Source organism: Dryocola clanedunensis (assembly GCF_038405435.1).
GTDB classification, from domain to species: Bacteria; Pseudomonadota; Gammaproteobacteria; order Enterobacterales; family Enterobacteriaceae; genus Dryocola; species Dryocola clanedunensis_A.
Genome location: NZ_JBBYHZ010000005.1, coordinates 145,284 through 166,460 on the forward strand (window position 1 = coordinate 145,284; position 21,177 = coordinate 166,460).

The following is a 21,177-nucleotide window of genomic DNA, read 5'->3' on the forward strand; positions in this document are numbered from 1 at the left end:
CATTCGGGGCGTTAGCTCAGTTGGTAGAGCAGTTGACTTTTAATCAATTGGTCGCAGGTTCGAATCCTGCACGCCCCACCAATGTAGAAAGGCGCCCTAAAGGCGCCTTTTTGCTATGCGCGATTCGTGTAGGATTTGAACCTGCTGCAGGTTCGAGTGGAGCGCAGCGACACAGCGTTGCTTCAGCAACGACCCGAAGGGCGAAGTCATCCTGCACGCCCCACCAATGTAGAAAGGCGCCCTAAAGGCGCCTTTTTGCTATGCGCGATTTCTGTTGTCGGTGGATGACGCTATCGCTTATCCACCCAACAATTCATCTCCCCTGCATCAATCCTGGCTGTCCTCTTCCGGGTCGCTAAACAACGCATCTCCCCTGCGGGCCTCCGTTAACCGCTGCGCCTGCTGATGAATCACCTGCCAGATTGCCTCCGCCGCGCTTGAAAGCGAGCGGTTTTTCCGTCTTACCAGCATCAGCTGGCGGTCAACAACCGGCGTCAGCCGCCTGACCGTTAACAAACTCCCTTCGGGTAAAGGCAACGCCAGCGCTGGCAGCACGCTTAAACCAATGCCCGCCTCCACCATCGGGAACAGCGTTGCCGGGTGGCCAATCTGCTGCACGATGTTCGCTTTGATGCCCATTCTTTGCAGCGCGTCGTCAATCAGCGGACGGCTGCCGGAGGCATAATCCTGCAGCACGAGATCCGTCTTCTGCAAAGCCTGCCAGGGCACGCAACGTTCGGCGGCTAAAGGGTGATCCGTCCGGCAGAGCAGTAAAAAAGGCTCGGACAGCACGGCTTCGCAGTCCAGATCGCTGGCCTGAATCGGGTCAATCACGATGCCAAAATCCACCTCTCCCTGACGGATGCTTTGCAATACCCACTGCTGCGGCCTGTCGTGCAGCACAAAGCGTATGGAAGGATGCTCTTCTGTCGCCGCCGCAATGCACTGGGGGATCAGATGCGCAGAAATTGTCTGGCTGGCCGCCACCCGCACCGTGCCGCTTAGCAGATGCCCAACGCTTCGCGCATCGAGCAGCGTCGAGTTAAGCTCTTCGAGCAGGCGTTCCAGCCGCCCTGCCAGCTGCTGCCCGGCGTCGGTCAGCACGACTTCGCGGGTGGTACGGTCAAGCAGCCTGACCCCAATCTCGTTCTCCAGCTCCTTTACGCTGTGGCTTACCGCAGACTGGCTGAGGCCGATGCGCTCCCCGGCGCGGCTAAAACTTCCCGCCTGGGCGACTGCTACAAAAATTTTTAACTGACGCAGCGAATAATTCATATATTTAATTCATCAATTCATTTAATAAATCAATTTTATTTCTTAAAGCGGCAAAAGCACAATAGCCGGACTCCAGTTTGAGGAACAACGATGAAACTCTTTCGCGTGCTCGACCCGTTTACACTGATTCTGATCGCTACCGTACTGCTGGCCTCCTTTTTTCCGGCACAGGGAAGTTTTGTTGGCTTCTTTGAGGGGCTGACCACCGCCGCCATCGCCCTGCTGTTCTTTATGCACGGCGCCAAGCTTTCCCGCGAGGCTATTATTTCCGGCAGCAGCCACTGGCGGCTTCACCTGTGGGTGATGTGCAGCACCTTCGTGCTGTTCCCGGTGCTCGGCGTGCTGTTCGCCTGGTGGGCTCCCGTCAACGTCAGCCCGGAAATTTATACCGGCTTTCTGTATCTGTGTATTCTTCCCGCCACGGTCCAGTCCGCGATTGCATTCACCTCCATTGCGGGGGGGAACGTCGCCGCTGCGGTCTGTTCGGCTTCCGCATCCAGCCTGCTCGGCATTTTTCTTTCACCGCTGCTGGTGGGCATGGTGATGCACGTGCATGGGGCGAGCGGCAGCCTGCAACAGGTTGGCAGCATCATGCTGCAGCTGCTGGTGCCGTTTATCCTCGGCCACCTCTCCCGCCCGTGGATCGGTGCCTGGGTTGCACGCAACAAGAAATGGATTGGCAAAACTGACCAGACGTCCATTCTGCTGGTGGTCTATTCGGCATTCAGCGAGGCGGTAACCCACGGCATCTGGCATAAGGTTGGGGCGGGTTCGCTGCTGTTTATCGTCGTCGTGAGCCTGGTGCTGCTGGGGATTGTGATTGCGGTAAATACGTTTATGGCGCGGCGTCTTGGCTTTAATAAGGCCGATGAGATTACGATTGTTTTCTGCGGGTCGAAGAAGAGCCTCGCCAACGGCATTCCAATGGCCAACATTCTCTTCCCGGTTGCTACCGTGGGGATGATGGTGCTGCCGCTGATGATTTTCCACCAGATACAGCTGATGATCTGTGCGGTTATGGCCCGTCGCTACCAGAGCCAGACGGCAAAAGCGGCGGCCGGGAATACGACCACCGCTAAAAGCTAAGTTCTTTTCAGGGGCTTCACCAGCCCCTCCAGCCCTTCCGTTTTGATGAGCAGCGTCAGCTTCATCAGCTCGCCAAGATGCCCGTGAGGAAACTCATCCTTGCGGGCAAACCACAGGAAGTACTCCTCCGGCACGTCAATCAGCACCCGCCCTTTGTATTTGCCGAAGGGCATTTCCGTATTGGCTATCTCGATAAGCTGCTCTTTATCCATCTTACTCACCCAGCAGGCGGATCATTTCCGCTTCGTCGATGACATCAATGCCCAGCTCCTGAGCTTTAACCAGTTTAGAACCCGCTGCTTCACCGGCAATCACCAGATCCGTCTTCTTCGACACGCTGCCTGCCACCTTCGCCCCAAGCGCAATCAGACGAGCTTTGGCATCGTCACGGGACATGATGCTCAGCGATCCGGTCAGCACAACGGTTTTGCCCGCAAACGGGCTGTCGATCTCTTCAGCTTTGATGACAACGGGCGCAGGCCAGTGGACGCCAGCAACTTCGGTCAACTGGCGGATAACGTCCCGGTTGCTCTCTTCGGCAAAGAAGTTAAAGACGTGCGTAGCGACAACGATGCCCACGTCCGGCACCTTCTGCAGCTCTTCGATGGAGGCCGCAGCCAGCGCCTCAAGAGTGCCGAAATAAGCAGCAAGACCAGCGGCTGTCGCTTCACCCACTTCACGGATGCCCAGGGCATAGAGGAAGCGGGCAAAGGTAGTTTCTTTAGCCTTCGCCAGCGCATCCACCACGTTTTGCGCGGACTTCGGTCCCATACGGTCCAGCCCGGTGAGCTTGCCCGCCGTCAGTTCGAACAGATCGGCTGGCGTGTGGACGTACTCTTTTTCTACCAGCTGGTCGATGATTTTGTCGCCCATACCGTCAACGTCCAGCGCGCGGCGGGAAACGAAGTGCTTAAGGGATTCTTTGCGCTGCGCGCCGCAAATCAGGCCACCGGTACAGCGCGTTACCACCTCGCCTTCCACGCGCTCTACGTCTGAGCCGCACACCGGGCAGTGCGTCGGGAAAATAATCTCCCTGGTGTTTTCCGGGCGCTCTGACTCCACCACGCCAACGACCTGCGGGATGACATCGCCTGCACGGCGGATCACTACGCGATCGCCGATGCGTAGGCCTAGCCGGTCGATTTCATCCGCATTGTGTAAGGTCGCGTTACTGACGAGCACGCCAGCAACCTGTACAGGTTCAAGACGAGCTACGGGGGTGATTGCTCCTGTACGCCCAACCTGGAACTCCACGTCGCGTACAAAAGTCATCTGTTCCTGAGCCGGGAATTTGAAGGCTACGGCCCAACGAGGCGCACGAGCGACAAATCCTAACGTCTCCTGCAGGGCAAGCGAATCGACTTTGATCACCACGCCGTCAATATCGAAGCCAAGCTTGGGACGATCCGCCTCTACCTGATGGTAAAATGCAAGCACTTCTTCCGGCGTGCTGCACAGGCGGATACGGTCGCTCACCGGCAGTCCCCACGCTTTGAACTGCTGCAGCCGCGCCATATGGCTGGCGGGCAGCTCGCCCCCTTCCAGCAGGCCGACGCCGTAGCAGAAGAACGTAAGAGGACGTTTCGCGGTGATGCGCGGATCCAGCTGGCGTAACGATCCAGCAGCAGCGTTGCGCGGGTTGGCAAAGATCTTCCCACCTGTACGGCGAGCATCTTCGTTGATCTTTTCAAAGCCTGCCTGCGGGAGGAAAACCTCACCACGGACTTCAACACGACGCGGAATATTCTCCCCGTGCAGCTTCAGGGGAATGGAGCGGATAGTTCGCACGTTGGCGGTAATATTTTCACCCGTGGTGCCGTCCCCGCGGGTTGCGGCGCGGACCAGAACCCCCTCTTCATACAATAAGCTGACCGCCAGGCCATCCAGCTTCAGTTCGCAGCAGAACGTCAGGGCATCGGTGCTTTTCAGCCTGTCCTGTACACGCTTGTTAAACGCCAGATAGCTCGCTTCATCAAAGACGTTATCAAGGGATAACATCGGTACTTCGTGGCGCACCTGCGTAAACACGCTAAGCGGCGCGGCACCCACACGCTGGGTTGGTGAGTCCGGGGTAATTAACTCTGGATGCGCCGCTTCAAGCGCCCGCAGCTCGCCCATCAGGCGGTCATACTCCGCGTCAGGAATTTCAGGGCTGTCCTGCACGTGATAGAGGAATTCATGATGGCGAAGCGTGGTTCGCAGTTCAGTGAGTTGTTGTTCGAGAGAGTCCATATCGCACCATCAATAGAAAAAACCCCCGACAGGCGGGGGTTTGGGGGAAACTGTCCGGCAGAGCATCAGGCGTTAGCCTCAACGACCTCGCGGATTCTGTCCTGATACTCGCGCATTTTTTGCGGCGTCATCATGCGGCGCTGGTCGTCAAGCACCACGCCACCCACTTCATCTGCAATATGCTGCGCGGACTGCAGCATCAGCTTAAAGTTTTGATGCGGGTCGCCGTAGGAAGGCACCTGCATAAAGATTGTCACGCCCGGCGTTGCGAAGCTGGCCATGTTTTCCGGATCGAATGAGCCAGGCTTCACCATATTCGCAAGGCTGAAGAGCACGGGACCGCTGCCGTCAGGGCTGAGATGGCGATGGAAAATGTTCATTTCGCCAAAGATAAAGCCCGCCTGCTGAATGCTGTTGAGCAGCACATCACCGTTAATGGTGCTGCCAGCGTGGGCAGAGACGTTCATAACGATAACGGTCTCTTTCGGCGCCTGACGAACTGGTGCCGCTGGCTCTGGCGCAGGTTGATGGACAACCGGCGCTGGCTGTGGCTCAGGCTGCTGAACCGGCTGCACGTTTACCGGCTGCTGGGGTTCAGGCTGATGAATCGGCGCTGGCTGTTGAACAGGCTCCACCGGCTGTACAACCGCAGGCTGCACGACTGGCTGCTGGCGCGGCATCTCAGGCACAGGCTGATGCTGTGGCTGCTGCTGCACTGGCGCCGCACGGCGAGGTTCAGCCGAAGCGTAAGGTGGCTCATACTGGTGCTGTGGCGCTTGTGGCTGACGAGGCATTTCCGGCTCGCGAGACACAGGCTCCTGCGCAGGGGCAACCCTACGCACACGCACTTCGCCTACTCCTTCATCTTCTTCATCGTCGGCGTCATCTTCTGCTTCGTAATCGTCACGTTTAGACTTCATACGCTTCAACGGGCGATCGCGGAAAACGGAAGAACGCTCCTTACGGCTGGTCCAAAGGCCATGAACCAGTAAGGCGATTATGGCGATCGCGCCAACAATGATTAATATCAGACGCAAATCCTGCATCATTATATTCTCTGTTGTTCTAACACCTTGCCAACGCGGCAAACATTTACTCACTAAGAGTATTTGCCCATCCGCTTAAGTGCAAGTACGTGCACGGTTTTCTCAGCATAAAGATGGCCTATTAATGGTTTTTTGCTGATTTTTCGACCATTTCTTAATACGTTTTTGCCAGGCGGCTCGGTTATGATGGGCGTGCCTGTCACTGAACCGACGTAAAGGAGTCTACTAAGTCTATGGTTTCAACTTCAGCAACCGCCCCAAAAAGCGGCGTTCACTATTTTTCCCAGGGCTGGAAGCTGGTTCGTGAACCCGGCATCAAGCGCTATGTGGTTTTACCGCTGCTGGTAAATATCCTGTTGATGGGCGGCGCGTTCTGGTGGCTGTTCACCCGCCTTGATGAGTGGATCCCGGCAATGCTTTCTTATGTGCCGGACTGGCTACAGTGGCTGAGCTATCTTATCTGGCCGCTGGCGGTCGTTTCGCTGCTGCTGGTCTTTGGCTACTTCTTCTCTACCCTTGCCAACTGGATAGCCGCGCCGTTTAACGGCCTGCTGGCAGAGCAGCTTGAAGCACGCTTAACCGGCGCAACGCCTCCCGATACCGGAGTCTTTGGCGTAATGAAAGACGTGCCGCGCATTATGAAGAGAGAATGGCAGAAGCTGGCCTGGTATCTTCCGCGCGCGGTAGTGCTGCTGATTCTCTATTTTATTCCGGGTATTGGGCAGACTGTCGCGCCCGTGCTGTGGTTCCTGTTCAGCGCATGGATGCTGGCGATTCAGTACTGTGATTATCCTTTCGATAACCATAAGGTGCCGTTTCGCGACATGCGCGTAGCCCTGCGTAACAAAAAGGTGACCAATATGCAGTTTGGCTCGCTGGTCAGCCTGTTCACCCTTATCCCCTTCCTGAATCTGGTGATTATGCCGGTAGCCGTGTGTGGCGCTACCGCAATGTGGGTTGACTGCTACCGTTCAAAACACGCCATGTGGAAGTAACGTATTCAGGAGCGGCATATGTCGCTCCTTATTCCTTCTTGCAATCCCTTATTTCCCTTCTACATATAGATATACGATTTCTTTACTTCCCCATAACGCCGGAGCAGGTATGCTGGTGAGGTTTCCCAAATTTCATACAGTTAAGGACGGGCTATGAGCAAGATCTATGAAGACAACTCTCTGACAATCGGTCATACGCCGCTGGTTCGACTGAACCGCATCGGTAATGGACGCATCCTGGCGAAGGTCGAGTCGCGCAACCCAAGCTTCAGCGTCAAGTGCCGTATCGGTGCCAATATGATTTGGGATGCCGAAAAACGTGGCGTGCTCAAGCCGGGTATTGAGCTGGTTGAGCCGACCAGCGGCAATACGGGTATTGCGCTGGCCTACGTTGCCGCCGCACGTGGCTATAAGCTGACGCTGACCATGCCTGAAACCATGAGCGTCGAGCGCCGCAAGCTGCTGAAAGCTCTAGGTGCAAACCTGGTGCTGACCGAAGGCGCTAAAGGCATGAAAGGGGCAATCCAGAAAGCCGAAGAGATTGTGGCAAGCGACCCGAATAAGTATCTGCTGCTTCAGCAGTTCAGCAACCCGGCAAACCCGGAAATTCACGAGAAAACCACAGGCCCGGAAATCTGGGAAGATACGGATGGCGAAGTTGACGTATTTATCGCGGGCGTCGGGACAGGCGGCACGCTGACCGGCGTAAGCCGTTACATCAAAAATACCAAAGGCAAAACGGGGCTTATCAGCGTTGCCGTTGAACCAACGGACTCCCCGGTTATCGCTCAGGCGCTGGCGGGTGAAGAGCTGAAGCCTGGCCCACATAAAATCCAGGGCATCGGCGCCGGTTTCATTCCAGGAAACCTGGATCTGAAGCTGATTGACAAGGTTATCGCCATCTCCAACGAAGAGGCTATCTCCACCGCTCGCCGACTGATGGAAGAAGAAGGCATTCTTGCCGGGATCTCTTCCGGGGCGGCCGTGGCCGCTGCGTTAAAACTTCAGGAAGATGAAGCCTTTACCAATAAAAATATTGTGGTTATCCTACCTTCTTCCGGGGAACGGTATCTCAGTACGGCGTTGTTTGCGGATCTTTTCACTGAAAAAGAACTGCAACAGTGATGCCAGCTTGTTAAAACTGACGAAAAAAGCACCCAAAAGGGTGCTTTTTTGTGGCATTCGTCAAAGTTTTACCCTCCTCAGGATTGCTTCACCCTGTCAGAACTGGTATTTAACCAGCAAATTATTTTGATGCGCGAAATTAATCGCTGTGGAATATAGCGTTGCTGAATCGATTTTACGATTTGGTTTAAGCCCGTTTTTCACTGCATAATGGTTAAGGACGAGCGAGACGCGAGCGGCCTGGCAACAAGCCATAGCACTTTTCGTGATTCTTGATGCATCCTGTGTCGCATAGAGTTAACGCCGACGCTAACTATACAGGCTAAAGTGAAGCCACCAGGCTAGACTTTAGTTCCACAACACTAAACCTATAAGTTGGGGAAATACAATGTTCCAGCAAGAAGTTACCATTACCGCTCCTAACGGTCTGCACACCCGCCCTGCTGCTCAGTTTGTTAAAGAAGCTAAAGGCTTCACTTCTGAGATCACTGTGACCTCCAACGGCAAAAGCGCAAGTGCTAAGAGCCTGTTTAAACTGCAAACGCTGGGCCTGACTCAGGGTACTGTTGTGACCATCTCTGCTGAAGGCGAAGATGATCAGAAAGCGGTTGAGCATTTAGTAAAACTGATGGCTGAACTCGAGTAAGTTCTGGGTTCTTCGTAAAAATCAGTCACAAGTAAGGTAGGGTTATGATTTCAGGCATTTTAGCATCCCCGGGTATCGCTTTCGGCAAGGCACTTTTGCTGAAGGAAGATGAAATTGTCATCGACCGGAAGAAAATTTCTGCCGACAAAGTTGAGCAGGAAGTTGAACGTTTTCTGAGCGGACGAGCGAAAGCCTCTGCGCAGTTAGAAGCGATCAAAATTAAAGCTGGCGAGACCTTCGGTGAAGAAAAGGAAGCGATCTTCGAAGGCCACATTATGTTGCTGGAGGATGAAGAGCTTGAGCAGGAAATCATAGCCCTGATCAAAGATAAGTTAGTCACTGCGGACGCAGCGGCTCACGAAATCATTGAAGGTCAGGCTACCGCTCTCGAAGAGCTGGATGATGAATACCTGAAAGAGCGTGCGGCCGACGTACGTGATATCGGTAAGCGTCTGCTCCAGAACATCCTGGGTCTGGCTATTGTCGATCTGAGCGCTATTCAGGACGAAGTTATCCTGGTGGCTAAAGATTTGACGCCGTCTGAAACCGCACAGCTTAACCTGCAAAAGGTGCTGGGTTTCATCACCGACATCGGTGGCCGTACCTCCCACACTTCTATCATGGCGCGTTCCCTGGAACTGCCTGCGATTGTGGGCACCGGTAGCGTCACTAATGAAGTGAAAAACGACGACTATCTGATCCTCGACGCGGTTAACAACAAAGTTTACGTTAACCCGACTAACGAAGAGATCGAGTCCCTGCGTGCCGTACAGCAGCAGGTTGCCTCCGAGAAAGCTGAACTGGCAAAACTGAAAGATCTGCCGGCTATCACGCTCGACGGCCATCAGGTAGAAGTTTGCGCCAACATCGGTACCGTTCGTGACATCGACGGTGCAGAGCGCAACGGCGCTGAAGGTGTTGGTCTGTACCGTACCGAATTCCTGTTCATGGACCGCGACTCTCTGCCTACTGAAGAAGAGCAGTTTGCCGCGTACAAAGCCGTTGCTGAAGCCTGTGGCTCGCAAGCGGTTATCGTACGTACCATGGACATCGGCGGCGATAAAGAGCTGCCGTACATGAACTTCCCGAAAGAAGAGAACCCGTTCCTGGGCTGGCGTGCAGTACGTATCGCCATGGATCGCAAAGAGATCCTGCACGCTCAGGTTCGCGCTATCCTGCGTGCTTCCGCTTTCGGTAAATTACGTATCATGTTCCCAATGATCATCTCCGTTGAAGAAGTGCGTGCACTGAAAGCAGAGATCGAAATCATGAAGGCGCAGCTGCGTGAAGAAGGCAAAGCGTTCGACGAGACTATCGAAATCGGCGTCATGGTTGAGACCCCGGCAGCAGCGACTATCGCTCGCCACCTCGCCAAAGAAGTCGACTTCTTTAGTATCGGTACCAATGATTTAACTCAGTACACCCTGGCCGTTGACCGTGGTAATGATATGATCTCGCATCTGTATCAGCCAATGTCACCGTCCGTACTGACTCTGATTAAGCAAGTTATTGATGCTTCTCATGCTGAAGGTAAATGGACCGGAATGTGTGGTGAGCTTGCAGGCGACGAACGTGCTACACTTCTGTTGCTGGGGATGGGTCTGGACGAATTCAGTATGAGCGCCATCTCAATCCCGCGCATTAAGAAGATTATCCGTAACACGAACTTCGAAGATGCGAAGGTGTTAGCAGAGCAGGCTCTTGCTCAACCGACAACGGACGAGTTAATGACGCTGGTTAACAAGTTCATTGAAGAAAAAACAATCTGCTAATCCACCGGATGCGGCCCAATTTACTGCTTAGGAGAAGATCATGGGTTTGTTTGATAAACTGAAATCTCTGGTTTCTGATGATAAGAAAGACACCGGAACCATCGAGATTGTTGCCCCGCTGTCTGGCGAAATCGTTAATATTGAAGATGTGCCAGATGTGGTGTTTGCAGAGAAGATTGTAGGCGATGGCATCGCAATTAAACCGACCGGCAACAAAATGGTTGCTCCGGTTGATGGCACCATCGGCAAAATCTTTGAAACCAACCATGCCTTCTCTATCGAATCCGATAGCGGCATTGAGCTTTTCGTTCACTTCGGTATTGATACCGTTGAACTGAAAGGCGAAGGTTTCAAGCGCATCGCCGAAGAAGGCCAGCGTGTTAAGAAAGGCGACGTGGTTATCGAATTTGATCTGCCACTGCTGGAAGAGAAGGCCAAGTCTACCCTGACGCCGGTTGTTATCTCCAACATGGACGAAATCAAAGAGCTGATCAAACTGACTGGTAGCGTGACCGTGGGTGAAACCCCGGTGATCCGCATCAAGAAGTAAGTTGACTGCTTAAATGAAAAAGGCACCCGATGGGTGCCTTTTTTGTTACTCGGGAAGAACCAGTTCGTCGTAATGGTGTTCCTGAGTCCAGGACATCACCTCAAGCACGCGTCTGGCGGCATCCCCGGCAGCATTAGCCACCGCCTGCCCTTCCAGAATGCGGCTCACCAACTCTGCACAGAATAAATCTCCGGTTCCTTTCAGGTCGGTCACCACGCGTGCGTGGTCGGTAATCTCGACCGATTCAGCGCTGACCGTAACCACTGAAATAGTGCGAGGGTCTTCACCCGGCGCACTGGTAATGACCACCCATTTTAGCGTATCGGAAAGCAGGCTTTTGGCTGCTTCGACCGCTTCGCTCAGCGTGCCACAGGGCATATCCGTTAGCGTTCGCAGCTCGAACAGATTTGGGGTGATCACGTTTGCCAGCGGCAGAAGCTCAGCGCGATAGGCTTCGGGAATGCCAGCCTTCACATAGACGCCGCTGTCGATGTCGCCGATGACGGGATCGACAAGAATACAGACATCAGGATGAATCACGCGTATTTCACGCAGCCACTGCGCGAGAAGCATTATCTGGCCCGGTGTGCCCATATAGCCCGTGGTCACCGCTTTGAGTTCACGCAGCGCGCTACGCTCTTCCAGCGCCCGCAGATACCCGCTGAACCACTCCTCTGGAATAGTACCGCCATACCAGGTGTCGTAATGAGGGGTGTTGCTGAACAACACCGTAGGCACCGCCATCACGCGCCAGCCGTGCTGTTTGATAGCCGGAACGGCAATGCTGTTTCCTACGCTGCCGTACACCACCTGGGATTGTACCGCCACGATATCAGCCTGCTGCGCCCTTTTTCCGTCATGAAAGAGGATCGACTGTATATCATTTTCCTGATCCATCTACTGCCTCCAGTCTTGCCTGAACCACAGCGCTGCGGGTTCAGATACCTGCGCCCTGGGAATAGCTCTCTTCGCCAAACACGCCGGTTGATAAATAACGGTCGCCGCGGTCACAAATAATCGCCACCACCACGCTTCCCGGGTTAGCCTGCGCCACCCGAAGCGCCCCGGCAACCGCACCGCCTGAACTTACGCCGCAGAAGATACCCTCGCTAACGGCCAGCCTACGCATCGTCTGTTCCGCCTCTGGCTGGGACATATCGATGACTTCATCGACCAGCTTCGGGTCGAAGATCTTCGGCAGCCACTCCTCGGGCCAGCGGCGAATGCCTGGAATACTACTCCCCTCTTCCGGCTGCAGGCCAACAATTGTGACTTTCTTTTCCAGCTCGCGCATAAAACGGCTGACCCCGGTGATGGTGCCGGTGGTGCCCATGCTGGAAACAAAATGGGTAATGCGCCCCTGGGTTTGCTGCCAGATTTCAGGGCCGGTAGTCGCGTAGTGGGCGTAGGGGTTATCGGGGTTGTTGAACTGATCGAGCACTTTGCCCTCTCCGCGTTCACCCATCAGGCGCGCCAGCTCACGGGCACCTTCCATTCCCTGCTCTTTAGTCACCAGTAGCAGCTCGGCCCCGTACGCCTGCATGGCAGCCTTGCGTTCCATGCTCATATTGTCGGGCATCAGCAGCTTCATGCGGTAACCCTTAAGGGCGGCAATCATCGCGAGGGCAATACCGGTGTTACCGCTGGTTGCCTCGATTAGCGTGTCGCCAGGCTTGATCTCACCGCGCTTCTCAGCTTCGACGATCATCGACAGCGCGGCACGGTCTTTCACCGATCCCGCCGGGTTATTGCCTTCAAGCTTGACCCAAATTTCGCTGCCGTTTGTCAGCCCAGTACGCTGGAGTTTCACCAGCGGCGTATTGCCGATTGTGCTTTCTAAGGTTGTCACTTGCTGTCCAGAAGATAAAAAAAGCGGCCACATGGGCCGCTATTGCGATTCGTGTAGTGCCGTAAACTTATCAGGCAGACTGCGCGAGGTCTACACCCTGAATACGGTTGTTGCCGTCGTAGAGGCGGGCGTGTTGCAGGCCGACGAACAGGCGCTCGCCGCGCACGGGGACGTGATTCTCACGCAGGACTACGGTAAGCGGTTCGTCGTACCAGCCCAACGGCTGTACAACCAGCTGCATGTAGTGACCGCGAGGGCTGATTTCCAGCACCTGGACGGGCAGCGGCGAATCCAGATTCGTACGGCGGCTGACGTCGACTTCCCATGGGCGCAGGAATAAATCGACCGGCCCCTGGTGCGCTGGCGTAAAGCCCAGCGGCCAGCGGTGTGCGCCAACGTGGAACTGGCTGCCGCGAATAGTGCCTTTCATGCGGTTAACTTCGCCGAGGAATTCCAGCACGAAGCGGGTCGCTGGTTCGCGCCATACGGCTTCCGGGGTATCTACCTGCTCGATATTCCCCTGGCTCATCACTACTACCCTGTCGGCGACTTCCATCGCTTCTTCCTGGTCGTGGGTGACGAAAACGCTGGTGAACTTTAGCTCTTCATGCAGCTGACGCAGCCAGCGGCGCAGCTCTTTACGAACCTGGGCATCCAGCGCGCCGAACGGCTCATCCAGCAGCAGGATTTGTGGTTCTACGGCCAGCGCTCGGGCCAGCGCCACGCGCTGCTTCTGCCCGCCGGAAAGCTGTGCCGGATAGCGGTCCGCCAGATGGGACAGCTGTACCATCTCCAGCAGACGGGTCACTTTTTGTTTAATTTCCGCAGACGACGGACGTTCGCGTCGCGGCAGCACGGTCAGGCCAAAGGCGATATTGTCGAACACGCTCATATGGCGGAACAGCGCATAGTGCTGGAACACAAAGCCAACTTTACGGTCACGGGCATGGATGCGGCTCACGTCCGTGCCGTGGAAGCTGATGCGCCCGCTGTTCTGATGCTCAAGCCCGGCGATAATTCGCAGCAGCGTGGTTTTCCCGGAGCCGGACGGTCCCAGCAGCGCAACCATCTGACCAGAAGGGATATCAAGAGAGATATCGTTCAGCACCTGGGTGCGACCAAAAGATTTCTTAATATTGGTAATATCAATGCTCATGATTTGCCTCCTGCTGCAGACGTTTTTCCTGATTATTCAGGCGCCACTGCAGCGCACTCTTTAAGAACAAGGTAACTATCGCCATCAGGGTCAACAGCGCGGCGGCGGTAAACGAGCCGACGGTGTTGTAATCCTGCTGGAGTAATTCAATCTGTAGCGGCAGCGAGAAGGTCTCGCCGCGTATAGAGCCAGATACCACGGACACCGCGCCAAACTCACCAATCGCACGAGCGTTGGTCAGCACAACGCCGTACAGCAGCGCCCAGCGAATGTTTGGTAGCGTCACGCGCTTAAACATCTGCCAGCCCGAAGCACCGAGCAAAATAGCCGCTTCATCTTCCTGGCTGCCCTGGCTTAGCATAACCGGGACAAGCTCGCGTACCACGAACGGACAGGTGACAAAGATCGTTACCAGCACCATGCCCGGCCAGGCGAACATGATCTGAATGTTATGCTCATCCATAAAGCCAGCCAGCGGGCCGTTAGATCCGTAAAACAGCAGGTAAACCAGACCGGCAACCACCGGCGACACCGCGAACGGGATATCCAGCAGCGTCAGCAGCAGCTGGCGGCCAGGAAAGTTAAAGCGCGTCACCAGCCAGGCCAGCAGGATGCCGAACACCAGGTTAACCGGCACGGTAATCAGGGCGATCATCACCGTCAGCCAGATGGCGTGCAGCATGTCCGGGTCAGCAATGTTTTGCAGCGCGGGCATCAGCCCTTTCGAGAAGGCCTGAGCGAAAATCGACGCCACCGGCACCACCAGCAGCAGAAACGAAATCAGCATGCCGATGCTAATCAGCGCCCATTTGCCCCAGTTAAACCCGGAGCGGCGATAGCTTTTCAATTCGGTTACGTCCGTCATCAGTGACCTACCACGCGCCGACCAAAGCGACTTTGCAACGTGTTAATGGTAAACAGCAGCAGCAGCGACGCGGCCAGAATGACCGAGGCGATGGCGCTTGCCGCCGGGTAGTCGAATTCCTGGAGGCGCACGAAAATCATCAGCGAGGTCACTTCCGTTTTCCAGGCGATGTTCCCGGCGATAAAGATAACCGCGCCAAACTCGCCGAGGCTGCGGGTAAAAGAAAGCGCCACGCCGGCCATCAGCGCCGGGGACAGCTCGGGCAAAATTACGCGACGAAAGCTCTGCCAGCGCGTTGCACCCAGCGTCTCCGCCGCCTCTTCATATTCCGGGCCCAGCTCTTCCAGCACGGGCTGAATGGTACGCACCACGAACGGGATGCTGGTGAACGCCATCGCCACCGCAATGCCCAGCCAGGTGTAGGTCACCTTAATGCCGAACTGCGCCAGCCACTCGCCGTACCAGCCGTTGACGGAAAACAGACCGGCAAGCGTCAGGCCTGCAACAGCGGTTGGCAGCGCAAACGGCAAATCCATCAGCGCGTCCAGCAGGCTGCGGCCGGGGAACTGATAGCGCGTTAAAATCCACGCCATGAGCATGCCGAACAGGCCGTTGAAGACAGAGGCAACGCCCGCAGAGAGCAGCGTGACTTTATAAGCGGCCACCACCTGCGGGTTGGAAATCACCTCCCAGTACTGAGCAAGCGTCATTTCGGACAGCTGCATAACCAGCGCGCTCAGCGGCAAAAGCAGAATCAGACAAACAAACAGCAGGCTGGTGCCGAGGCTTAAGGTAAAGCCCGGCAGCACGCGCTTAGTCGAAACAGCAAACATTACTTATGCCCCGCCGCGACCAGCTTGTCGAACTCCGCGCCGCTGGCAAAATGGGTTTTCATCGCTTCTGGCCAGCCGCCGAACTCATCTTCAACGCGGAACAGCTCGGTCTGCGGGAATTTGTCTTTCAGCTTGTCCATCACTTCCGGGCTGTTCACGCGGTAGTAATAGTCGGTGATGATGGTCTGTGCCTGCGGGCTGTACAGGAAGTTCAGGTAATCTTTGGCCGCTTTTTCCGTACCGTTGGCCTTCACGTTTTTATCAACCCAGGCTACCGGGAACTCCGCCAGGATGTTGACCTTCGGCACGACAACCTCGTAGCCTTCTTTTTCGTACTGCTTACGGATGTTGTTCACTTCAGATTCGAACGTGATGAGCACATCACCCAGATTACGTTCCACAAATGTCGTCGTCGCCCCGCGGCCACCCGTATCGAACACTTCGACGTTTTTCAGGAACTGCGTCATCAACTTTTCAGTTTTGGCTTTGTCGCCGCCGTCGGCTTTGTTAAAAGCCCCCCACGCGGCCAGGTAGGTGTAACGAGCGTTACCGGAAGTTTTCGGATTCGGGAAAATCAGCTTTACATCCGGGCGCACCAGATCGTTCCAGTCGTGGATGTTTTTCGGGTTGCCCTTACGCACCAGGAAAGCCATGGTGGAGTAGAACGGCGAGCTGTTGTTTGGCAGACGGCTCTGCCAGTCCGCCGGGATCAGGTTGCCTTTGTCGTGCAGGATCTGAACGTCAGTCACCTGGTTATAAGTTACAACGTCAGCTTTTAAGCCCTGTAATATCGCCAGCGCCTGTTTTGATGACCCGGCATGAGATTGTTTTATCGTCAGCTTGTCGCCGTTGTTCTCCTGCGCCCACTTCTGCTGGAACGCCGGATTGAGGGCGGCAAAAAGCTCGCGAGACACATCATAAGAGCTGTTGAGCAGCTCCGTGGCGTGGGCAGATCCCGCCAGCAGCGCCGAAACTACCAGCGCACTCCAAACCTTTTTAACTGAGCCGATCGCCATTGTGCACCCTTATAAATGTGTCATCTGTAGGCGACCAGTTTATTTATAACGAGCGGCAAAGCTGTAACGGTTTTATATACCGTTTGGTGATTTGCAATAAGAAAGGGATATAAGACAAAAGAACGGCGCAGCGGGCGCTACGCCGTGTTTGCAGGGTGGATAAGCGCCAGCGCCATCCACCATTCAGTTCTACAGGCTTAACAGCTTATCCAGCGAAGGGGCGAAGTAGTAGCCGCCGGTCACCGGCTTGGTGAAGCGCAGCATGCCGTCGCGCTTACCGTCCGTCTCGCCAAACATGCTCAGCAGCTGCTGTTCAATGTTGTGCAGGCGGGCACAGTAGGCGATGAAATACAGGCCGTGAGTGCCGCTGGCGGTGCCGTACGGCAGGCTCTGACGCACAATCTTCAGCCCTTTGCCGTTCTCTTTGAGATCGACGCGGCTCAGGTGAGAAGTCGCCGGACGCTCGTCGCCGTCAATCTCTTCGTTGGCATCTTTCGTGCGCCCGATCAGCATTTCCTGTTCGCCCACGCTGATGCGGTTAAGCTGCTTGAGGTTATGCTCCCAGCGCTGCACGAAGACATAGCTGCCACCGGCATCCACGCCTTCGTTGATCACCGCCACTTCACGGCGCGAATCTTCGCCCTGCGGGTTTTCAGTGCCGTCGATAAAGCCGCTCAGATCGCGCTCTTCTACCCAGCGGAATCCGTGCACTTCTTCTTCGATTTTCAGCGCGTCGCCGAAGGCCGCAAGCGCCGCCTGGGCTACGGAGAAATTGACGTCGTGACGCAGGGACAGGATGTGGATCATCACGTCATGCTGGGTTGCCGGTGCCAGACCTTTGCCCATCGGCGTGAAGTTCTTCAGCTCTGCCGCGCCTTCCCCGCCGCTCAGATCGCGCCACAGATCGTAGCCAAAGGCGACGACCGCGCCCAGCTTCGCATCCGGAAACTTTTCCTGAAAGGCATTCAGCGATTGGGTAAAGGTTTTGCAGCCCTGACGAACAGCGTCAAAGTCGCCCTGAATAGTCGCTTCCAGCCAGACGGCGGCACGACAGTGTTCCGGCAGAATGCCGGTTTGAGCCCGAGACATGATTCCTCCTGAAAAAACACGCGCCGCTTTGCGCGACGCTTATCGTCCAATGATACCCGATTCAGGCAGCGCCTTCTTGAGAAGGCGCAAGCCCAGGGCGGATTTATTTACGCCAGATAATTTTGCTGACGGTCCATTTTTTTAACAGATCGTCAGCGGGCATCAGATCCTGCGGACCGTGCCATTCGCCGCTGAACAGATAGCTGATGTGCTGGCTGTTCGGTGCTTTACACTCCACGCTGTCGGCATCGTCGCCGGTAGCTTTAGTACAGGCGCCAAACGCTTTGCTGTAGAGATCGCTGAACGGCGTGCCAATCTCAACGCCGCTTTCAGCCTTAACGTCTTTATCCATAACGTCAACGCGGCTCACCGTGCCGTTTTCGCCGTTGACGACAACCATCAGGGTTTTATCGTCCAGCGCTTCGAAGTAGCGTACTACGGTGCCGTTATCGGTTTTCATGCCGCTGCGCAGACGGTAATTATCATTAAGTCCTTCACTGACGGCTTCTTCGTTCATTGGCGTGCTGGCGTTAAGCCCGCCCACACCCTGCTCGCTGACTTCCAGCGAGGAACCAAACCAGCTCATGGGCGAGAGGCTTGACCAGTGCATATTAGAAATTGTCGAACAGCCGCTCAGCAGCAGCGGAACTCCTAACAGCATCAGGCGCAATGTTTTCATCAGTTCATCCTTTGTTTTGGCGTGATTACGGGCATTGGAGTACAAACTTTCTTAAAAGTGCCCGGTTATTCACTTCGTAACGCAAAGTAATCTTTCAGGCGACGGCTGGTCAACAGCCACCACAGGGCGTAGACGTCGCCGGTGAGTAAAGCGAGGCTCAGGCCGGTCAGCTCTTCCCCCTGCCCAAGCAGCACAAGTTGCCAGGCAAGTACCGCGATCTGCGCGACGACCAGCACCCAGCGCCAGACCTTCCATAGCCGTGGCCACAAATGGCGCCGCCCGCTAATCACAAAGGCCAGCGCGGCAGGCACGCCGGGCAGCAGACCCAGCCAGAAGTTATCCCTGTCCGGGTAGAACAGGCCGAGCAGCGCATCGCCCTGCTGGCGGGAAGCCCCCGCCAGCACCAGCAAAAACCAGGTACGCGCCTGAAACAGCAGAATCAACCAGAACAGAACGGGGGCTTTAAGGTGGCCGTGCACGTCGTAGTCAGAAGGTGGATAGGCTAAAGGCATTAATATTCTTGATCTTCTATCAGCCGTTTGCCCAGCATCACCACGTCCTGCTGCTCGTATTCGAGCTTCTCGTACATGCCGATCACCAGATCGTTTTCTTCGCGCACCATAATGTGAATTTTCGGGCAGCCACGGGCGATAAGTTTTTTCTCCAGGCGGCTTAATAAAGCATTCGCGATACCGCGTCCCCGGAATTCAGGGTGCACGCCCAGATAGTAAGCCGAGCCGCGGTGCCCGTCATAGCCGCCCATCAGCGAGCCGACGATTTCGCCGCCCACCTCCGCCACCAGAAACAGATCCGCATCGTGCTGTAGCTTACGTTCGATATCCATTTCGGGATCGTTCCACGGGCGCAGGAGATCGCAGCGCTCCCAAAGGGTGATGACCTCTTCGAAATCTTCCTGCCGAAAAACGCGTATTTCCATGGTATTAGCCGCTGTTAGCCCAAAACCCTGATTATGGCGGCAACCGGCCATTAAGCCAATATCTGCCGCAAAAGCAGCTAAAAAATGGCATACTTAGGGCAAATTAATGGATTGAAACGAAATGATATACATTTCGATCAAACGCCGGTCGTTAACACCCTGGCAATACGCTATAAATGCCAGTCGAACATTCATAAGATAAATAATTAGCCGCATGAGTAAAATTAAATCACTAACGCAACTCGCTACACGTCGTCAGGTGCTGCTCACTGGTCTGGCGGCGCTAACCCTAACCGGCGCAACCAGGGCGCTGGCAAGCCAGGAAAGCAAAACCCTTAAAACAACGACTAATCACAGCAAACCTGCAAAGAAATCAGGCGCTCGCCGCGTAGTAATGTTAGATCCGGGCCATGGCGGCATTGATACCGGCGCCATCGGCCATAACGGTTCGAAAGAAAAGCACGTGGTGCTGGCCATCGCCAAAAACGTGCGCAGCATTCTGAGAAACAACGGCATTGACGCAAAGCTCACCCGCAGCAGCGACGAGTTCATTCCGCTGTACGATCGCGTTGAGATTGCCCACAAGCACGGTGCCGATCTGTTTATGTCAATTCATGCGGACGGCTTTACCAGCCCGTCCGCAGCCGGTGCCTCGGTGTTTGCCCTCTCCAATCGCGGGGCGAGTAGCGCCATGGCGAAGTATCTTTCCGATAAGGAAAACGCCGCCGATGACGTGGCGGGCAGCCGGGTTAAAAACAAAGACCACTATCTACAGCAGGTGCTGTTCGATCTGGTGCAGACCGACACCATCAAAAACAGCCTGACGCTGGGATCGCATATCCTTAAGCAAATCAAGCCGGTGCATAAGCTGCACAGCCGTAATACCGAGCAGGCGGCGTTTGTGGTGTTGAAATCCCCGTCGATACCTTCTGTACTGGTAGAAACGTCGTTTATTACGAATCCGGGCGAAGAGAAGCTGCTGGGTACGACGGCGTTTCGTCAGAAGATTGCTCACGCCATCGCATCCGGGATCATCAGTTACTTCAACTGGTTCGATAATCACAAAGCTCACACTAAGCGCTAATCATGATGAATAAGCCCGATATCCACGCCGTTAAACAGTTCCTGATGCAGCTGCAGGACACCATTTGCCAGCAGCTGGCCGCGGCCGACGGCGCAGCGTTTGAAGAAGAGAGCTGGCAGCGCGAAGGCGGCGGCGGCGGGCGCAGCCGGGTGCTGCGGGGCGGCAATATCTTCGAGCAGGCGGGCGTTAACTTTTCCCATGTCCATGGCGAGGCAATGCCAGCGTCAGCCACCGCGCATCGTCCTGAGCTTGCCGGGCGCAGCTTTGAAGCGATGGGCGTTTCGCTTGTCGTACACCCGCTGAACCCTTACGTGCCGACCAGCCACGCCAACGTGCGCTTTTTCATTGCCGAAAAAGAAGGCTGCGAGCCCGTCTGGTGGTTCGGCGGCGGCTTTGACCTGACGCCGTTCTACGGCTTCGAGGAAGATGCGGTTCACTGGCATAAGACGGCCCGTGATATCTGCCTGCCGTTCGGTGAGGACGTCTTCCCGCGTTACAAAAAGTGGTGCGACGACTATTTCTTCATCCGGCACCGCAGCGAGCAGCGCGGCATAGGCGGCCTGTTCTTTGACGATCTGAACACCCCGGATTTTGACCACTGCTTCAGCTTTATGCAGGCGGTGGGCAACGGGTATCTGGACGCGTATCTGCCCATCGTCGAGCGCCGTAAAGCGATGCCGTGGGGCGAACGAGAGAGAGAGTTCCAGCTCTACCGCCGCGGGCGCTACGTGGAGTTTAATCTGGTGTGGGATCGCGGCACGCTGTTTGGTTTGCAGACCGGCGGTCGTACGGAGTCGATTTTAATGTCGATGCCGCCGCTGGTGCGCTGGGAGTACAACTACCAGCCGGAAGAAGGCAGCCCGGAGGCTGCCTTATATCGTGATTTCCTACCCGTCAGAGAGTGGGTATAGCTTTGCTGGTCGGATGACGCGTCGCTTATCC

22 protein-coding genes, 1 tRNA gene and 1 other RNA gene are annotated in these 21,177 nt (G+C 55.5%); 10 read left to right on the forward strand and 14 right to left on the reverse strand.

What is annotated here, in order from left to right; genetic code table 11:
• Positions 1–5: 5 nt before the first annotated feature.
• A tRNA-Lys gene (locus tag AAE045_RS13510) sits at positions 6–81 on the forward strand.
• A 31-nt stretch (positions 82–112) separates the two neighbouring features.
• A non-coding RNA gene (locus tag AAE045_RS13515) (RtT sRNA) lies at positions 113–226 on the forward strand.
• A 101-nt stretch (positions 227–327) separates the two neighbouring features.
• On the opposite strand, the gene AAE045_RS13520 is transcribed toward AAE045_RS13515, so the two are convergent.
• Entirely contained in the window at positions 328–1,275 is a 948-nt protein-coding gene (locus AAE045_RS13520; RefSeq protein ID WP_455548175.1) for a LysR family transcriptional regulator, read from the reverse strand.
• 90 nt (positions 1,276–1,365) lie between these two features.
• Between AAE045_RS13520 and AAE045_RS13525 the strand changes: the two genes are divergently transcribed.
• A complete protein-coding gene (locus tag AAE045_RS13525) occupies positions 1,366–2,361 on the forward strand; it encodes a bile acid:sodium symporter family protein (protein WP_455548176.1) in 996 nt (331 codons plus the stop codon).
• Here the strand turns inward: AAE045_RS13525 and AAE045_RS13530 are convergent.
• From AAE045_RS13530 to zipA, 3 genes are all read right to left on the reverse strand, one after another.
• Positions 2,358–2,573 carry a DUF3820 family protein gene (locus AAE045_RS13530; protein ID WP_455425335.1) on the reverse strand — a complete coding sequence of 72 codons (216 nt, stop codon included), beginning with the start codon at positions 2,571–2,573 and terminating at the stop codon, positions 2,358–2,360. The genes AAE045_RS13525 and AAE045_RS13530 overlap by 4 nt on opposite strands.
• 1 nt (position 2,574) lies before the next feature.
• Positions 2,575–4,593 carry an NAD-dependent DNA ligase LigA gene (gene ligA / locus AAE045_RS13535; RefSeq protein WP_455548177.1) on the reverse strand — a complete coding sequence of 673 codons (2,019 nt, stop codon included), beginning with the start codon at positions 4,591–4,593 and terminating at the stop codon, positions 2,575–2,577.
• Positions 4,594–4,658: 65 nt separating this feature from the next.
• Positions 4,659–5,642, reverse strand: coding sequence for a cell division protein ZipA (zipA, locus tag AAE045_RS13540; RefSeq protein ID WP_455548178.1), 984 nt, complete (start codon positions 5,640–5,642; stop codon positions 4,659–4,661).
• Between the two features lie 230 nt (positions 5,643–5,872).
• Here zipA and cysZ point away from each other — a divergent pair, with 230 nt between their 5' ends.
• The 5 genes from cysZ (at position 5,873) to crr (ending at position 10,727) form a co-directional block, all read left to right on the forward strand.
• Positions 5,873–6,634, forward strand: a complete 762-nt coding sequence (gene cysZ, locus AAE045_RS13545) for a sulfate transporter CysZ (RefSeq protein WP_455548179.1) — start codon at positions 5,873–5,875, stop codon at positions 6,632–6,634.
• 153 nt (positions 6,635–6,787) lie between these two features.
• Positions 6,788–7,759 (forward strand): cysteine synthase A, encoded by a 972-nt coding sequence (gene cysK / locus AAE045_RS13550; protein WP_455548180.1) that lies wholly within the window; start codon positions 6,788–6,790, stop codon positions 7,757–7,759.
• Positions 7,760–8,147: 388 nt separating this feature from the next.
• Positions 8,148–8,405 (forward strand): phosphocarrier protein Hpr, encoded by a 258-nt coding sequence (gene ptsH, locus AAE045_RS13555; RefSeq protein WP_034459025.1) that lies wholly within the window; start codon positions 8,148–8,150, stop codon positions 8,403–8,405.
• Between the two features lie 44 nt (positions 8,406–8,449).
• Positions 8,450–10,177: a phosphoenolpyruvate-protein phosphotransferase PtsI gene (ptsI, locus tag AAE045_RS13560; protein ID WP_455548181.1), complete on the forward strand. Its 1,728-nt coding sequence runs from the start codon at positions 8,450–8,452 to the stop codon at positions 10,175–10,177.
• A 40-nt stretch (positions 10,178–10,217) separates the two neighbouring features.
• A complete protein-coding gene (gene crr, locus AAE045_RS13565; protein WP_202304035.1) occupies positions 10,218–10,727 on the forward strand; it encodes a PTS glucose transporter subunit IIA in 510 nt (169 codons plus the stop codon).
• A gap of 45 nt (positions 10,728–10,772) precedes the next feature.
• Here the strand turns inward: crr and pdxK are convergent, their stop codons facing one another.
• The 10 genes from pdxK to AAE045_RS13615 all read right to left on the reverse strand — a co-directional run bounded on the left by pdxK (position 10,773) and on the right by AAE045_RS13615 (position 19,151).
• The gene (gene pdxK / locus AAE045_RS13570; RefSeq protein ID WP_455548182.1) at positions 10,773–11,624 is read right to left on the reverse strand and encodes a pyridoxine/pyridoxal/pyridoxamine kinase; all 852 of its coding nucleotides are present in this window, start codon (positions 11,622–11,624) and stop codon (positions 10,773–10,775) included.
• A gap of 40 nt (positions 11,625–11,664) precedes the next feature.
• The gene (gene cysM, locus AAE045_RS13575) at positions 11,665–12,576 is read right to left on the reverse strand and encodes a cysteine synthase CysM (RefSeq protein WP_455548183.1); all 912 of its coding nucleotides are present in this window, start codon (positions 12,574–12,576) and stop codon (positions 11,665–11,667) included.
• Between the two features lie 70 nt (positions 12,577–12,646).
• Positions 12,647–13,732 (reverse strand): sulfate ABC transporter ATP-binding protein, encoded by a 1,086-nt coding sequence (gene cysA / locus AAE045_RS13580; RefSeq protein ID WP_455425343.1) that lies wholly within the window; start codon positions 13,730–13,732, stop codon positions 12,647–12,649.
• The gene (gene cysW / locus AAE045_RS13585; protein WP_455548184.1) at positions 13,722–14,597 is read right to left on the reverse strand and encodes a sulfate/thiosulfate ABC transporter permease CysW; all 876 of its coding nucleotides are present in this window, start codon (positions 14,595–14,597) and stop codon (positions 13,722–13,724) included. The genes cysA and cysW overlap by 11 nt, the downstream gene beginning before the upstream one ends.
• Positions 14,597–15,430, reverse strand: coding sequence for a sulfate/thiosulfate ABC transporter permease CysT (gene cysT, locus AAE045_RS13590; protein ID WP_455548185.1), 834 nt, complete (start codon positions 15,428–15,430; stop codon positions 14,597–14,599). Before cysT ends, cysW begins: the two co-directional genes overlap by 1 nt.
• Positions 15,430–16,446, reverse strand: coding sequence for a sulfate ABC transporter substrate-binding protein (locus AAE045_RS13595; protein WP_455548186.1), 1,017 nt, complete (start codon positions 16,444–16,446; stop codon positions 15,430–15,432). The genes cysT and AAE045_RS13595 overlap by 1 nt, the downstream gene beginning before the upstream one ends.
• Positions 16,447–16,635: 189 nt before the next feature.
• Entirely contained in the window at positions 16,636–17,535 is a 900-nt protein-coding gene (locus AAE045_RS13600) for a Dyp-type peroxidase (RefSeq protein ID WP_455548187.1), read from the reverse strand.
• A gap of 103 nt (positions 17,536–17,638) precedes the next feature.
• Positions 17,639–18,214: an RpoE-regulated lipoprotein gene (locus AAE045_RS13605; protein ID WP_455548188.1), complete on the reverse strand. Its 576-nt coding sequence runs from the start codon at positions 18,212–18,214 to the stop codon at positions 17,639–17,641.
• Between the two features lie 65 nt (positions 18,215–18,279).
• Entirely contained in the window at positions 18,280–18,726 is a 447-nt protein-coding gene (locus AAE045_RS13610; RefSeq protein WP_455548189.1) for a DUF2919 domain-containing protein, read from the reverse strand.
• Complete coding sequence (locus AAE045_RS13615; protein ID WP_455425350.1) at positions 18,726–19,151, reverse strand: GNAT family N-acetyltransferase; 426 nt, start codon at positions 19,149–19,151, stop codon at positions 18,726–18,728. The genes AAE045_RS13610 and AAE045_RS13615 overlap by 1 nt, the downstream gene beginning before the upstream one ends.
• Positions 19,152–19,365: 214 nt before the next feature.
• Here AAE045_RS13615 and amiA point away from each other — a divergent pair, with 214 nt between their 5' ends.
• Positions 19,366–20,235 (forward strand): N-acetylmuramoyl-L-alanine amidase AmiA, encoded by an 870-nt coding sequence (gene amiA / locus AAE045_RS13620; protein WP_455548190.1) that lies wholly within the window; start codon positions 19,366–19,368, stop codon positions 20,233–20,235.
• Between the two features lie 5 nt (positions 20,236–20,240).
• Positions 20,241–21,146 carry an oxygen-dependent coproporphyrinogen oxidase gene (gene hemF / locus AAE045_RS13625; RefSeq protein ID WP_455548298.1) on the forward strand — a complete coding sequence of 302 codons (906 nt, stop codon included), beginning with the start codon at positions 20,241–20,243 and terminating at the stop codon, positions 21,144–21,146.
• The last annotated feature ends 31 nt before the right edge of the window (positions 21,147–21,177 follow it).